At 66.8% G+C, this 14,281-nt stretch carries 14 protein-coding genes; 13 read left to right on the top strand and 1 reads right to left on the bottom strand.

Annotated elements, in window-relative coordinates; genetic code table 11:
• The first annotated feature begins 170 nt into the window (after positions 1–170).
• From BACI348_RS09160 to BACI348_RS09145, 4 genes are read left to right on the top strand one after another with little or no spacing between them, the layout of a single operon-like run.
• Positions 171–1,094, top strand: coding sequence for a sulfurtransferase (locus tag BACI348_RS09160; protein ID WP_159825130.1), 924 nt, complete (start codon positions 171–173; stop codon positions 1,092–1,094).
• A gap of 39 nt (positions 1,095–1,133) precedes the next feature.
• Positions 1,134–1,583, top strand: a complete 450-nt coding sequence (locus BACI348_RS09155) for a SufE family protein (RefSeq protein WP_159825128.1) — start codon at positions 1,134–1,136, stop codon at positions 1,581–1,583.
• A gap of 17 nt (positions 1,584–1,600) precedes the next feature.
• Complete coding sequence (gene ybaK, locus BACI348_RS09150) at positions 1,601–2,137, top strand: Cys-tRNA(Pro) deacylase (protein ID WP_159825126.1); 537 nt, start codon at positions 1,601–1,603, stop codon at positions 2,135–2,137.
• A 58-nt stretch (positions 2,138–2,195) separates the two neighbouring features.
• Positions 2,196–2,426 carry a hypothetical protein gene (locus BACI348_RS09145; protein WP_159825124.1) on the top strand — a complete coding sequence of 77 codons (231 nt, stop codon included), beginning with the start codon at positions 2,196–2,198 and terminating at the stop codon, positions 2,424–2,426.
• A gap of 73 nt (positions 2,427–2,499) precedes the next feature.
• Here BACI348_RS09145 and BACI348_RS09140 read toward each other — a convergent pair whose 3' ends face one another.
• Positions 2,500–3,801: an alpha/beta hydrolase family protein gene (locus BACI348_RS09140; RefSeq protein WP_236557503.1), complete on the bottom strand. Its 1,302-nt coding sequence runs from the start codon at positions 3,799–3,801 to the stop codon at positions 2,500–2,502.
• Positions 3,802–3,905: 104 nt separating this feature from the next.
• Here BACI348_RS09140 and BACI348_RS09135 point away from each other — a divergent pair, with 104 nt between their 5' ends.
• The 9 genes from BACI348_RS09135 (at position 3,906) to BACI348_RS09095 (ending at position 14,253) form a co-directional block, all read left to right on the top strand.
• Positions 3,906–4,397, top strand: a complete 492-nt coding sequence (locus tag BACI348_RS09135; RefSeq protein WP_159825122.1) for a hypothetical protein — start codon at positions 3,906–3,908, stop codon at positions 4,395–4,397.
• A gap of 14 nt (positions 4,398–4,411) precedes the next feature.
• Positions 4,412–4,930 carry a peptide-methionine (R)-S-oxide reductase MsrB gene (msrB, locus tag BACI348_RS09130; protein WP_159825120.1) on the top strand — a complete coding sequence of 173 codons (519 nt, stop codon included), beginning with the start codon at positions 4,412–4,414 and terminating at the stop codon, positions 4,928–4,930.
• A gap of 141 nt (positions 4,931–5,071) precedes the next feature.
• Entirely contained in the window at positions 5,072–6,439 is a 1,368-nt protein-coding gene (locus BACI348_RS09125; protein ID WP_159825118.1) for a DUF6421 family protein, read from the top strand.
• Positions 6,436–7,221, top strand: a complete 786-nt coding sequence (locus BACI348_RS09120) for an SDR family oxidoreductase (RefSeq protein ID WP_159825116.1) — start codon at positions 6,436–6,438, stop codon at positions 7,219–7,221. The genes BACI348_RS09125 and BACI348_RS09120 overlap by 4 nt, the downstream gene beginning before the upstream one ends.
• 44 nt (positions 7,222–7,265) lie before the next feature.
• Positions 7,266–8,363 (top strand): threonine aldolase family protein, encoded by a 1,098-nt coding sequence (locus BACI348_RS09115; RefSeq protein ID WP_159825114.1) that lies wholly within the window; start codon positions 7,266–7,268, stop codon positions 8,361–8,363.
• Between the two features lie 61 nt (positions 8,364–8,424).
• Positions 8,425–9,075 carry a DUF3000 domain-containing protein gene (locus BACI348_RS09110; protein ID WP_159825112.1) on the top strand — a complete coding sequence of 217 codons (651 nt, stop codon included), beginning with the start codon at positions 8,425–8,427 and terminating at the stop codon, positions 9,073–9,075.
• Positions 9,076–9,164: 89 nt separating this feature from the next.
• Positions 9,165–10,499 (top strand): HRDC domain-containing protein, encoded by a 1,335-nt coding sequence (locus tag BACI348_RS09105; protein ID WP_159825110.1) that lies wholly within the window; start codon positions 9,165–9,167, stop codon positions 10,497–10,499.
• A 272-nt stretch (positions 10,500–10,771) separates the two neighbouring features.
• On the top strand, positions 10,772–12,076 hold the full coding sequence (locus BACI348_RS09100; RefSeq protein WP_236557502.1) for a thiolase family protein: 1,305 nt from the start codon (positions 10,772–10,774) through the stop codon (positions 12,074–12,076).
• On the top strand, positions 12,073–14,253 hold the full coding sequence (locus tag BACI348_RS09095; RefSeq protein WP_159825106.1) for a 3-hydroxyacyl-CoA dehydrogenase NAD-binding domain-containing protein: 2,181 nt from the start codon (positions 12,073–12,075) through the stop codon (positions 14,251–14,253). Before BACI348_RS09100 ends, BACI348_RS09095 begins: the two co-directional genes overlap by 4 nt.
• Positions 14,254–14,281 lie beyond the last annotated feature (28 nt).

The following is a 14,281-nucleotide window of genomic DNA, read 5'->3' as shown; positions in this document are numbered from 1 at the left end:
CAATGCACCCCGGCCCCGGGTGGCGCCGGCCACATCCGCCGCCCGCGTGATGAAGGCAACATTTCCTCCTGTTAACGCAAACCGGACATGGCAGAAGGCTGTGGCTAGGGTGGGATCAGGTCCCCATCCGGTCCCGCGGACCACCCGTGTTCTCGATGAAAGGCAAAGTTATGTCCTACCCGGTTGAACAGAACGAAAAGTTTGCAGCGTACGCCCACCCGGAGCGCCTCGTTTCCACCGAGTGGCTTGCTGCCGCAGTAGAAAGCGGTGCCGTCTCCAGCGGCCAGCTGGTAGTAGTGGAGTCCGACGAGGACGTGCTCCTCTACGAAACCGGACACATCCCCGGTGCCGTAAAGATCGACTGGCACACCGACTTGAACGACGAAGTCACCCGCGATTACGTGGACGGGGCCGCCTTCGCTGAACTCGCGGCGTCGAAGGGTATTTCCCGCGACAGCACCGTGGTGATCTACGGTGACAAGTCCAACTGGTGGGCTGCCTACGCCCTGTGGGTCTTTACCCTCTTCGGACACCACGATGTGCGGCTGCTCGACGGCGGCCGGGACAAGTGGATTGCCGAGGGCAGGGAACTGACTCCGGAAAAGCCGGCACCGGCCAGGGGCGAATACCCGGTGGTTGAGCGCGAGGATGCTCCGATCCGTGCCTTCAAGGAAGACGTGCTGGCCCACCTGGGCAAGCCGCTCATCGATGTCCGCTCCCCCGAGGAATACACCGGCCAGCGCACCCACATGCCCGCCTACCCGGAGGAAGGCGCGCTGCGCGGCGGCCACATTCCCACTGCCGCCTCCATCCCGTGGGCCCGGGCAGCCGCCCCGGACGGCACCTTCCGCAGCCGTGAGGAACTCGACGCGCTCTACCTGGGCGAAGCCGGCCTGACCGAAGGCGACGACGTTGTGGCTTACTGCCGCATCGGCGAGCGTTCCAGCCACACGTGGTTCGCGCTCAAGTTCCTCCTGGGCTTCGAGACCGTCCGCAACTACGACGGATCGTGGACCGAGTGGGGCAACGCAGTGCGCGTTCCCATCGTTAAGGGTGCCGAGCGCGGGTCCTTCCCCGTCCCCGTCGGAGCCTGACGCGGCTTCACGCGAGGTTCCTGCGTAAACTTGCCAATGATGACTACTCAAGCACTGCCTTCCGCCCTCGCGGCGATTGTGGACGATTTCCAGGCCCTGACCGAGCCCGAGCGGCTGCAGCTGCTGCTCGAGTTCTCGCAGGGACTTCCGGATTTGCCGGACCGGCTCAAGGACCACCCCGAGTTGCTTGAACAGGTGGTGGAGTGCCAGTCCCCGCTGTTCCTGACGATCGAGACGGAGCGGGGCAGCGGCTCCGTGCGCCTGTACTTCAAGGCTCCGGCCGAGGCCCCCACCACCCGCGGTTTCGCCGGGGTGCTGCATGAAGGCCTGGACGGGCTGTCCGCGGAAGAGATCCTCTCGGTCCCGGATGACATGCCGGAACTGCTGGGTCTCACCCGTGCCATTACGCCGCTGCGGATGCGCGGAATGACGGCCATGCTGGGAAGGATCAAGCGCAAGGTCGCGGCGTCCACCGCCGTGCGCTCCTAACCGGCCTCCAGCCACCGATGGGGCGTAAGAACGCAGCACAGGGAACTCCGGCCACCGCCGCTTTGGCGGCAGCCGGGGTTCCCTTTGTGCTGCATCCGTATAATCACGATCCTTCCGCCGCCAGCTACGGCGCCGAAGCTGCGCAGGCCCTGGGCATCGTACCTTCCCGGGTTTTCAAAACGCTGATGGTCGAGGTGGAAGGCAGGTTGGCCGTGGGCATCGTGCCGGTCAGCGGCACACTGGACCTCAAAGCATTCGCTGCCGCCATGGGGGCGAAAAAGGCGGCGATGGCGGACCCTGCTGCCGCTCAGCGGCGCACAGGATATGTGCTCGGCGGCATCTCACCGCTCGGACAACGGCTTCCCTCCCCTACCGTGCTGGATCACAGTGCCCTGGCGCTGGAGACGCTGTTGGTTTCAGGCGGCAAACGCGGGCTGGACATCGAACTGGCCCCCGCCGACCTGGTCCGCCTCACCGGCGCGGTCACGGCACCCATCAGCTCGCTGCCGGCGCCAGAAACAGGGGCGGCGCGCCGGCCTGGCACGGGCCTATAATTCTTGCACCGGCGGTTCGCTGCAGCAGCAGCGACGGCACTGGAAGGTCGGGGTCACCGTGGTCAAGAACCCGTTTAAACACTCGCCGCACCATAGCGGTGACGACACAAAAAACGGTGTCCACCACTCTTCCTGGCTGCACCGCGAAGACGCCGGCATCAGCCACGGCAAGAGCAGCCTTTTCTTCATTGCCCACGAGAACCCCTCGCCGCCGTCAGTGACGTGCCTTCAAGGACACGAGATCCTGCCGGGGGAAACCTCCTGCAGCCAGGGCCACCCGATCGGCTGATACTCATCGCCTTCCAGCATCCATCAGCCCGCGACCACCCCACCCACGCGGAGCCACCGGATCCTGGCCACTTCTAGGCCCTTTCCCCGCCCCGGGCAGCATCGTGATCCTGCCGTGCTGCACCGGGGTTCAGGCGGGGAGCCAACTGTTGCCGCAGCCACGCCTTGACCACCCGCTCCCAGCGCTCGGGATCAACATTCCACTCCTTGGTGTGCCGGGCGTGGTTGAAAGGCTCGAAGGTGACCATCTCCGGGTTGCGTTCGGCCAGGAGCGCTGATGGCTTGTACGGCACGTACTCATCGTCCACGCTGTGAATAATCAACGTGGGAGTCCGCAGCTCAACAGCCCGGGAAACCCAGTCCATCGCCTTGAGGTCCACCGGCGCGGACAGCCCCGTGAGCCGCCGTCCCAGCGGATGGCCCAGCATGAGCTGACCGTACCGGCCCACCAGCGACGGAATCCTGTTCAGCTGCGCGTGGTGGGCCAGCACCGTCACCCAGTCGATCACCGGCGCATCCAGCACCATGGCCCGGATCAGGTGCCGGTAGCGGGACAAATCCGCGGTCTGCAAGCAGATGGCGCCACCCATGGACCAGCCGAACAGCACAATCTCCTCGGCCCCGTTTGCCAGGGCATATTCAATGGCGGCCTCGATGTCCCGCCACTCGGTGGAACCCAGCCCGTAGCGCCCGTCATCGGCGGACGGCGCCAACCCGTCATTGCGGTAGGACACCACCAGGGATGTCAGCCCCAGTTCGAGCGCGGGCCCCACGGCGCGCAGGGCTTCCTGCCGGGTGGCGCCGCGCCCATGGACCATCACCGCCCAGGTCCGCGCTGTCCCGCCCGCGCGGACCAGCCAGGCGGGCGCCTGCCCGCGGTCAACATCGATCATCACATCTTCGGCAGGAATTCCGACGGCGGCCGGGTCCGGATAGAGGGCGCCGCTCCACCAGCCCCACCTGGCGGAGCCGAGGTCCCCTGCATACACTGCTTCGACTTCGCGCGCCACGGTCCGCTCAGCGGGCGAGTACGAAACGATGCGGCCGATCCGCGCGTGCCCCTTGCCGCCGTCGAAAAAGAATCCGTACACCCCGTCAACGGTGGTGTCCTCATTGGCCGCCATGATCACCTGCTGCTGGTGCCCATCCCTGATGACAGCCAGCACTTCCTGGTTGGCCGCCCGCTGGCGCGCGGGGGTGATGACACGGCGGGCAAAGTACACAGCCAGCGCCGACGATCCCGTGGCCAGCAGTCCCGCCAACGCGCCTCCGCCGATGGCCCCGCCAATGGCCCATTTGGTCCGCAGCGACAAGCCTGTGCCGGAATCCTGGGCAGGAATGATGGGTGCGGGGCTGCTGCGCTGGAAAAGTGCCATGCAACCATTGTTACCGCCGGGGCACCGGCGGGCCGCATTTCCCGCAGAGGCCGGCGCAGCGGCGGACCGGTGCGGCGGACCATGCGCCGGACTAGGCTAAGGCCATGAGTGATCCCATCGTCATCCTGACCGAAGAACCCCTGGGGGCGGAGGACCGCCTGAACATCGAGCGGCTTGTGGACGGAGGAGATACCCGGCTGCTGGTCCTGGTTCCGGCGAACACCGAACGGCACCTGCTGGTGGACTTCCTCGAGAACCTTTCCATGCTGGACATCGCCAAAGCCTTCCGCGAACTGACGTCGCATGCACCGGATCCCGCCACCGAGCGGGCCCAGGCAGCGGAGACCCTCGCGATATCCCTGGCAGCACTGGCCGGACTGGGGGCAGGCGTCACGGGAGAAATTGTCGACGGCGGCGCGGTGCAGGCCCTGGTGGCAAAGGTCAAGGAAACAGGTGCCTCGCAGGCCGTGGTGATCACCCGGCCGCACGCGGTGGCGGATACGTTCCACACCGACTGGGCCAACAAGGCCCAGGACCAGTTGGGTCTTCCCGTCCTGCATCTGTACGCAGGTTCGGGATTTATCGGCGACTCCTGAGCGTTGACAAGGCTATGAGCATCTTCGGAAACAACATCCTGGGCAAAAACATTTTCGGACACAAGGACACAGATCCTGCGCCCGAGTCCTCCGCCGCGGAGCCCAGCGTCCAGAAATCCGACGCTGAATGGCGCCGGGAGCTCACACCGGAGGAGTACCACGTGCTCCGCCAGTCCGGTACCGAGCGCCCCTATACCGGTGAGTACTGGGACACCCACACGGCCGGCGTATATCAATGCCGCGCGTGCGGCACTGAGCTGTTCACCAGCAACGAGAAGTTTGACTCGCACTGCGGCTGGCCCTCCTTCTTCGCCCCGTTGGCGGAAGGCACCGTCCGCTACATCCACGACCGGACGCTGGGCATGGAGCGGGTGGAGGTCCGCTGCGCCACCTGCGACTCCCACCTGGGGCACGTGTTCGAGGGCGAGGGGTACCCCACGCCCACGGACCAGCGCTACTGCATCAATTCCGTGTCCCTGAAGCTCGTACCGCGCGGGGAGCCCCAAGTCAGCAGGGCCGAAGCGGAGGCCTGAGATCAGGAAAGGCTGGACCTCGTCCTGCTGAATACAGGCGCGAGGAACAGCCTTTCTTAGGCTTGGCCGCTTTTCAGATTAGTTCTGCTGGTTGCTTGGTACGCTCGCCGTAGACAGCAGGCAACCAGAAAGGCGCCGACGATGACCGAAACACTGATCACCGCTCCCACCGGGATTTCCGCAGAAAACCAGGACTGGACCAGGCTGAAGGCTGCCGCCACTGCCATCCAGGCACTCCAGGTGAAGGACGGCTCCATTCCGGACCCGGCAACCCACCACGAGGCATCCCTGCATGTCAGCAGCATCGTCGATGCCGTGCACGCCCTTGCCCCGGCCTTCCCGCACGATGCCGCTTACCTGGACGCCGTTTGCGCTGACTTTTCCGCCTGGCAGGCCAACAGCTTTGCTGTCCCGGATTTCCTGTCCTCGCTGCTCGCCTTCCAGCCGCAGGAACAGCGCCGGGACGGCCTGCAGCACCTGGTGGTCTTCCCCATGTACACCCAGAACGGCAGCAGCAACCGGCTGGTGGAAGCAGTCCTGATCGAAGTGATCTGGCCCGAGTTCATCGCCGGCCTGGAGGCCACGGAGTATTCGAACAAGCTGTTCGTCCCCATCCGCTTCCTGGACTTCACTGCCGGCTACGATACGAACTCCGCCGTGCTGTTCCCGGAGACAGTGGCCGTCAGCGAAACCCCCACCTTCACCTGGGGAGCCATCTTCGCCGACCGGGAAGCCGCCCGCTTCCGCCGCGTGCTCAAGGCCGCCGCCGAGACCACCCGCCTGGAACTTCCGGCAGGCGCCGCGGAACTCCTCGCGGACCAGGACCTGACCGAGGCGACGTTTGTGATGTGGGACCTGATCCACGACCGGACCCACATGCGTGGCGACCTGCCCTTCGATCCCTTTATGATCAAGCAGCGGATGCCGTACTTCCTGTACTCGCTCGAGGAACTGCGCTGCGACCTGACCGCCTTCCGTGAATCGGTCCGGATCGAAAAGGACGACGACGCCGATCCCGAGGCCCGCCGGCACGCGAAGCTGGTGCAGTACGCCATCATCTTCGACCGGATCTTCCGCTTTGCGATCACGGGCAGCCGGGTCCGCAACTACGACGGACTCGGTGGCCAGCTCCTGTTCGCCTGGCTGCACCAGCAGCACGTCCTGCACTGGACCGACACCCGGCTCACCATCGACTGGGACGAGGTGGCGGACGCCGTCATCGCGCTGGGCGACAGCATCGATGAGCTGTACTGGCGTTCCATCGACCGGCCCAAGACTGCGCACTGGCTCGCCGCATACAAGCTCATTTCGGCTACCGTTACCCCCAACCCGGCGTCCCTCTGGGCCAAGGGTTCCGACGCACTGGCACTGGCCGGTCCGCCGCGAGGCCTGACGGACCAGGTGCTTGACGACGAGTTCCCCCTGTCCATGTTCTACGAAGCACTGGAGAAGAAGATGCGCCCCGTGATCGAATCCACCGCCGGAATCACTGGAGCCTCCGCACTGTGACAGATACCCCGGGGGCAAGCGTTCCGCAGCTCAATGTCCTGGTGACCGGCGGCAGCGGAGCATCAGGCATCGCCGTCGCCCGGGCGCTTCACAGCACCGGCCACCGGGTGTTTACCGTGGGCTCCGACCAGGCGAGGATCGACGCGGCAGCACAGCAGGCGGGCGAAGGCGTCACTGGCCTGGTGTGCGACCTCGCCGTTATGGAGGACGTGAGGCAGCTGCGGTCCTCCGTGGCTGCGGCCGCAGGTCCCGTTGATGCCGTGATCCACCTGGTAGGCGGCTGGCGGGGCGCCCAAGGCATCGCCGACCAGACTGATGAGGACTGGGACTTCCTGGAACGCGGCGCCATCACCACACTCCGTAACGTCACCCGCGTCTTCTACGACGACATCGCCGCGTCCCGCAACGGCCGCTTTGCCATGGTGTCCTCCACCGCGGTGGAAAAGCCGGCAGCAGCCACGGCCAGCTACGTGGCCGCCAAGGCGGCGGCCGAAGCCTGGACCATGGCCATGGCTGACGGCTTCCGGCGGGCCGCCGGGAACGGCAGCGCCCCAAGCAGCGGCGCAGGCACGGACAACGCAACCCACGTGGAGGGCGGAGCAGCACCGGCCGCCGTCGTCCTGGTGGTCAAAGCCCTGGTGGACGACGCCATGCGCCACGCCCACCCGGAGCGCAGCTTCCCCGGCGGCACCGACGTCGAAGACCTCGCCCGCGCCGTCGTCGGACTCTTCAAAGCGCCGGCGGACGGACTGAACGGCACCCGGCTCCGGCTGGCGCCCTGACTGCACGGGCCGGCACTACCTAGACTGAAAGTGTGACCAAAGCCATGACAACCACAGCAGAAACTGCCGCCGGAACCCGGCTGCACGATCCCGCCGTCCGCGGATTCGCCTCCGACAACTACTCAGGCGTCCACCCGGAAATCCTTGCGGCCCTGGCCGCCGCCAACGGGGGCCACCAGGTCTCGTACGGCGAGGACGAGTACACCGCCAGGCTCCAGGAGGTGCTGGAGGACCACTTCGGTCCCGGCATCGAGAGCTTCCCGGTCTTCAACGGCACCGGCGCCAATGTGCTGTCCCTGCAGTCGCTGCTCCCCCGCTGGGGTGCCGTGGTGTGCGCTTCCACCGCCCACATCAACATGGACGAAAACGGTGCACCGGAACGCGTGGGCGGCATCAAGCTCCTGCACGTCCCCACCCCGGACGGCAAGCTCACGCCCGAACTGATCGACCGCGAGGCCTGGGGCTGGGGCGACGAACACCGCGCCCAGCCGCTCGCCGTCTCCATCACCCAGACCACCGAACTGGGCACCTGCTACACCCCGGAGGAAGTCCGGGCGATTGCCGACCACGCGCATTCCAAGGGGATGAAGCTCCACATGGACGGCGCCCGCCTGGCCAACGCGGCCGCCCACCTGCAGGTCCCGCTGCGGGCGTTCACCCGCGACGCCGGAGTGGACATCCTCTCGTTCGGCGGAACCAAGAACGGGCTGCTGTTCGGGGAAGTGGTGGTGGCGCTGAACCCGGAGGCGGCGCATGGGCTCGTATACCTGCGCAAGATGAACATGCAGCTGGCGTCCAAGATGCGCTTTATGTCGGCGCAGTTCATCGCCCTCCTGGAGGGTGACCTCTGGCTGCGCTCCGCCTCCCACGCGAACGCCATGGCAGCCAGGCTGCGTGCCGCCGTCGACACCATTGACGGTGTGCAGCCCACGCAGAAAACCGAATCCAACGGCGTCTTTGCCGTCCTGCCTGCGGGCGTGGCAGACAGGCTGCGGGAGTCCTTCCGGTTCTACGACTGGAACGAGGCCGCCCGGGAAGTGCGCTGGATGTGTTCGTTCGATACCACCGAGGAGGATATTGATGCCTTTGCCGCAGCCATCCGGCACGAGCTCGGCGCTGACGGGCGCCATCCCGCCAGCTAGTCACAACAGACCGACGGCGAGCCTTCCCGCCGTCCCCGGCCCCGTTGCGTAACCTGCGAAGGTGAACGCACTTGACCAGGTTCCCCCGGAATTTCTCCACGCCTTGGGAACCCTCAGGAAAGCCCAGTGCCGCGGGGAGCTCCGCCTGGCGGAGATCCCAGCGCCGGGCCGCCTGGCGCCCTTTGCCGTAGCACTCGGCGCCGAGGTCCTGGCACCGGGCCCACGGACCCCCACCACACCCCTGCACGGCCCCGCGGCCATGGCGCTGGCGGCAGCCTCGGGAACAGCCGACGACGACGAGACAGAGTTGGCCACGGGGCGGTTCATCCTGCTCCACGACCCCGAAGGCTCGGCCGTGTGGGATGGCGAGTTCCGCATCGTCACCTACATCCGGGCGCAGCTTGAACCGGAGATGGGGAACGACGAGATGCTGGGAACGGTGGCCTGGACCTGGCTCGTGGAGGCGCTCGAAAACCACAAAGCCCCCTACCGCGCCGCCGGCGGAACCGCCACCCGGGTCCTGTCCGAAAGCTTTGGGACGCTCGCGGAAAGGCCCGGCTCCATCGATATCGAACTGCGCGCCTCGTGGACCCCGGCGTCCTCTGACGTGACTGCCCACCTCGAAGCCTGGTCCGACATGGTGTGCACCTTCGCGGGCCTGCCGCCCCTCCCGGACGGCGTCACCGCGCTGCCGCAGCGGCGGCGGAACTGACGGCGCGGAGTGCGGCTGCCGGTGGAGGAGAACCGCAGCGGGGTCCCCAGGCGGGTCCCGGAACGGCCGGCCGGTAAACTAAGGGCATCATGACCCCTCACATTCCGGAAAACACCACGGCCGGCGTCCCGGCTGCTGACACCGCACCCCACATCACGGTGGAGGGCTTCGACGCCCCCATTCCCGAAATTATTGAACTCGATTCGCCCCGCGACGGCGTTCCGCTGGTCATCGAAACGCAAGCCGGGCTGGAGCGGTGCGCAGCCGCCATCGCCGCCGGCACCGGACCGGCCGGCGTGGACGCCGAACGTGCCTCCGGCTTCCGCTACGGACAGCGCGCCTTCCTGGTCCAGATCCGCCGTGAAGGTGCCGGGACGTGGCTGATCGACCCCGAACCCTTCGACAACCTGGACATCATCAACGATGCCCTCAGCGGTGTTGAGTGGATCCTGCACGCCGCCAGCCAGGACCTGCCATGTCTGTCCGAGCTCGGCATGTGGCCGCAGAAGCTCTTTGACACGGAACTGGCCGCCCGCCTGGCCGGCCTTCCCCGGGTGGGCCTGGCCGCCGTCATCGAACAACTGCTGGGCTTCGGCCTCGCCAAGGAACACTCCGCGGCGGACTGGTCAACCCGGCCCCTTCCCGAGCCGTGGCTGCGGTACGCCGCCCTGGACGTGGAGGTCCTCACCGAACTGCGGGAAGAACTCATCGAGCTCCTCGAAGCGGACGGCAAGCTGGAGTATGCGGAACAGGAGTTCGCCGCCATCCTGGCTGCCGGACTGCCGCCTGCGCGTGTTGACCCGTGGCGGAAGACGTCCGGTCTGCACCAGATCCGCGACCGGCGGCAGCTGGCGGCGGTCCGGGAGCTGTGGCTGGAACGCGATTCCCTGGCCCGGAAGCGGGATGTGGCCCCGGGCAGGCTGATCCCGGATTCAGCCCTGGTGGCCGCCGCGAAGGCCATGCCCGCCACCGTTCCCCAACTGCTGGGAACCAAAGGCTTCCACGGCCGCGCGGCCCAGCGCGAAGCTCCCCGCTGGCTGCGCTGCATTGCCGCGGCCCGGGACCTCGAGGACCTTCCGCCGCTGCACCTGGCCACCAACGCACCCCCGCCGCCGCGCGTGTGGGCCGACCGCGATCCCGAAGCTGCGGCACGGCTCGCCACCGCGCGGCCGAAGCTGCAGGAGAAGGCGGACCAGATCAATCTCCCGCTGGAGAACCTGCTGACCCCCGATTACCTGCGCCGGGTGGCGTGGCGGCCTCCCGCGGAGATCAGCGAGGCGTCCATCGCGGCCGAGCTTCGTGCACTGGGCGCCCGCGAGTGGCAGGTGGAACTGGCCGCTCCCCTCATTGCGGACGCGTTCCTCCACCCCCAGCCGCTGCCGGTCAAGGAGCCCAAGCCGGACGTGGCAGCGGCAGGGCACTAACCCTCCGGTCCGGGCTCCGCAACGCTCTCTCACTTGAAGTCCCAAATATCGATTCGCTCTCTCACTTGATGTCCGACATATCGATACGCTCTCTCACTTTCTTCAGGACAGTGAAAGAGCGATGGCTGAGAAGGTCCATTAAGTGAGAGAGCGTCCCTGTATCCGGGCCTTGCCGACTAAGTTACTGGCGAGTAACATCGAGGGTATTGCCGATTGGCTGCCTGCCGTAGTGCGGCATGCGCCGGCGCCTACGTCTCGATGAGGAGTTACACGTGAGCCAATCCCCGAACAACCGAGAACGCAGCAGCGCGTCCACGCGCACGGTCCGGGACGTCGTTTTTGTCGACGGCGTCCGCACCCCGTTTGGGCGGGCGGGAGACAAAGGCATCTACGCGGGAACCCGCGCCGATGACCTGATGGTGAAGTGCGTCCGCGAACTGCTGCGCCGGAACCCGTCCCTGCCGCCGGAACGCGTGGACGAAGTGGCCATCGCCGCCACCACCCAAACCGGTGACCAGGGCCTGACGCTGGGCCGGACCGCCGCCCTCCTGGCCGGGCTGCCCAGAACCGTCCCGGGCTTTGCCATTGACCGGATGTGCGCCGGCGCCATGACCGCCGTCACCACTACCGCAGGCGGCATTGGCTTTGGTGCCTACGATGTGGTGATCGCCGGCGGCGTGGAACACATGGGCAACCACCCCATGGGCTCCGGCGCAGACCCCAACCCCCGGTTTATGTCCGAACGCCTGGTGGACCCGGCGGCGCTGAACATGGGCAACACCGCGGAGAACCTGCACGACCGGTTCCCGTCCATCACAAAAGACCGCACCGATGCCTACGCTGTTGCGTCCCAGGGCAAGTTCGATTCCGCCCGCCGCAAGGGCCTGATCCAGCCGGACCTGGTCCCCGTGGCCACGCTGAAACCGGGGCAGGGCTGGACCCTCAACACCGTTGACGAGCCGCCGCGGCCGGGCACCACCGTTACCGACCTGGCTGCGCTCCGCACCCCGTTCCGCCCGCATGGGCGCGTCACGGCAGGAAACTCGGCGGGCCTGAACGACGGCGCCACCGCGGCCCTCCTCGCTTCCTCCGATGCCGCTGCCGAACTGGGACTGCCGGTCCGGATGCGGCTGGTCAGCTACGCCTACGCAGGGGTTGACCCTGAGGTGATGGGCATTGGCCCTGTCCCCGCCACTGAAAAGGCGCTGAAGAACGCGGGGCTGACCATCGATGAGATCGGCCTGTTCGAAATCAATGAAGCCTTTGCCGTCCAAGTGTTGAGTTTCCTGGAGCACTTCGGGATTGCGGACGACGATCACCGCGTCAACCGCTACGGCGGCGCCATCGCGGTGGGCCATCCCCTCGCATCTTCCGGCGTACGGTTGATGAACCAGCTTGCCAGGCAGTTCGAGGAAGACCACTCCGTCCGGTACGGCATCACCACCATGTGCGTGGGACTGGGGATGGGTGCCACCGTGATCTGGGAGAACCCGCACCACGCCCACTACAGCGGAATGCTGACAGGATCATCCGCCGAACCCGCCACCACCGAACCAGCGTCCGAGGGAGCAGCATGAGCGCCGCAGATTTCACCAGGCTTGCCGAACTTTTTCCGCACGAAGTGGTGACCCATTCCTACGTCCAGGACATCGAACTCCCGGCACCGGCCGGACAGCCCAGCCCCGGAACCTTCGCCCTCATCACACTGGACAACGGGCTGGACCACACCAAACCCACCACCCTGGGCCCCAACACGCTGGTGGAGCTGGGCACGGTGCTGGAGGGGCTGCGGGAGCGCGCATCCCGGGGCGAGATCGTGGGCGTGGGTGTCACCGGAAAGCCCTACTTCCTGGTGGCCGGAGCGGACCTTTCCGCCGTCAAGAACCTGGCGGAACGCGAGCACGGATTATGGATGGCGCAGCTGGGCCACGACGTGTACGGCACCCTCGCCAACCTCGGCGTTCCCAGCTTCGCGTTCATTAACGGCGCCGCGCTGGGCGGCGGCCTGGAGATTGCCCTGCAGTCCACCTACCGCACCGTGTCCACCGGCGCCGGCGCGCTCGCCCTGCCGGAGGCCTACCTCGGGCTGGTTCCGGGCTGGGGCGGCGTCTACCTCCTGCCCCGCCTCATCGGCCCCGAGAACGCCGTAAAGGTGATGATCGATAACGCCCTCAGCAACAACCGGACCCTCAGCGGCCCGCAGGCCTTCGCCTTGGGCATTGCGGACGCTTTGTTTGAACCGGCGGACTTCCTCGAGCAGTCCCTTGCCTGGGCCGCGAAAGTCATCTCCGGCGAGGCAATGGCGGAACGGCCCAACGCCGTCGACCCCGCCGCTCCCGACACAGCGGCCCGCTGGTCCTCCGCGGTAGCGGCCGGACGGGCGCTGGTGGAGGCCAGGACGTCCAACGCAGCCCCCGCTCCGGGCAAGGTCCTGGACCTCATGGAGGCCAATCGGACCATGACCCAGGCTGAGTCCGCGGCCCTGGAATGCGAAACGCTCGCCGAACTGATGCAGACGGACGCATTCCGCGCCACCGTATACGCTTTCCTGGACCTCGTGCAGAAGCGGTCCAAGCGCCCGGCCGGCGCCCCGGACCGCACACTTGCCCGCCCGGTCACCAAAGTGGGGGTGGTGGGCGCAGGCCTGATGGCAAGCCAGCTTGCGCTGCTGTTCGCCCGCCAACTGAAGGTGCCGGTGGTCATGACGGACATCGACCAGGCGCGGGTGGACAAAGGCGTGGCCTACGTCCATGCCGAGGTGGACAAACTCCTGGCAAAGAAGCGCATCAGCGCGGACGCCGCCGACCGGACCAGGGCGCTGGTGACGGGTTCCGTTTCCAAGGACGTTTTCGCCGACGCCGACTTTGTCATCGAGGCGGTCTTTGAAGAGCTGAACGTCAAAAAGCAGGTGTTCGCCGAGCTGGAGCGGGTGGTCACCCCGGACTGCATCCTCGCCACCAACACCTCGTCGCTGTCCGTCACGGCAATGGCGGCGGACCTGAAACATCCGGAACGGCTGGTGGGTTTCCACTTTTTCAACCCGGTAGCCGTTATGCCGCTGCTGGAGATCGTCCGCGCCCCGCGGACGGACGACGCTGTGCTCGCCACCGCTTTTGAACTCGCCAAATCCCTGAAAAAGACCGGCGTGCTGGTCAAGGATGCGCCCGCATTTGTGGTCAACCGCATCCTGCTGCGGCTGATGGGCGAAGTGACGGCCGCCTTTGATGAAGGCACCCCCGCGGAGGTGGCAGACAACGCGCTCCGTCCCATGGGCCTGCCGATGACACCGTTCACGCTCGGGGCCATGGTGGGGCTTCCGGTGGCCCAGCACGTTCAGGAGTCGCTCCACGCGGCGTTCGGCGACCGCTTCACGGTGTCGGCGAACCTGCAGAAGCTGATTGATAACGGCGTCAAGAGCCTGTGGGCTCCGGCGCACGACGGCTCGCAGGAGATCCCGGAGTCCACACTGTCGCTTTTGTCCTTTGGAACCAGCCCTTCCACTGCAGAGGAAGTGCTGCGCCGCACGCAGGATGCCCTGGCTGAAGAGATCGGGCTGATGCTGGCGGAAGGGGTTGTGGCAGGGTCCGAGGACATCGACCTCTGCATGATCCTGGGCGCCGGCTGGCCACTGTTCCTGGGCGGCATCACCCCCTACCTGGACCGGGTGGGGGCATCGGAACGCGTCAACGGCAAGCGGTTCCTCGCGCCCGGCACCGCGTCCAGCCCGGCATCAGGCCAGCCCGCCGGCAGGTAAGCAACAGGCAGCCAAGCAACAGGCACCT

Origin of the sequence: Arthrobacter sp. 9AX (genome assembly GCF_902506095.1) — a bacterium.
Lineage (GTDB): Bacteria > Actinomycetota > Actinomycetes > Actinomycetales > Micrococcaceae > Arthrobacter.
Note: the sequence above shows the minus strand (reverse complement) of the source record. Positions and strands in the feature narration are given on the sequence as shown.

Bases quoted from the DNA above. Each gene is read 5' to 3' on its own strand.
- BACI348_RS09115 (WP_159825114.1), top strand. From the start codon at position 7,266: ATGACAACCACAGCAGAAACTGCCGCCGGAACCCGGCTGCACGATCCC.
- BACI348_RS09160 (WP_159825130.1), top strand. From the start codon at position 171: ATGTCCTACCCGGTTGAACAGAACGAAAAGTTTGCAGCGTACGCCCAC.
- BACI348_RS09135 (WP_159825122.1), top strand. From the start codon at position 3,906: ATGAGTGATCCCATCGTCATCCTGACCGAAGAACCCCTGGGGGCGGAG.
- BACI348_RS09095 (WP_159825106.1), top strand. From the start codon at position 12,073: ATGAGCGCCGCAGATTTCACCAGGCTTGCCGAACTTTTTCCGCACGAA.
- BACI348_RS09105 (WP_159825110.1), top strand. From the start codon at position 9,165: ATGACCCCTCACATTCCGGAAAACACCACGGCCGGCGTCCCGGCTGCT.
- BACI348_RS09140 (WP_236557503.1), bottom strand. From the start codon at position 3,801: ATGGCACTTTTCCAGCGCAGCAGCCCCGCACCCATCATTCCTGCCCAG.
- msrB (WP_159825120.1), top strand. From the start codon at position 4,412: ATGAGCATCTTCGGAAACAACATCCTGGGCAAAAACATTTTCGGACAC.
- BACI348_RS09155 (WP_159825128.1), top strand. From the start codon at position 1,134: ATGACTACTCAAGCACTGCCTTCCGCCCTCGCGGCGATTGTGGACGAT.
- BACI348_RS09125 (WP_159825118.1), top strand. From the start codon at position 5,072: ATGACCGAAACACTGATCACCGCTCCCACCGGGATTTCCGCAGAAAAC.
- ybaK (WP_159825126.1), top strand. From the start codon at position 1,601: ATGGGGCGTAAGAACGCAGCACAGGGAACTCCGGCCACCGCCGCTTTG.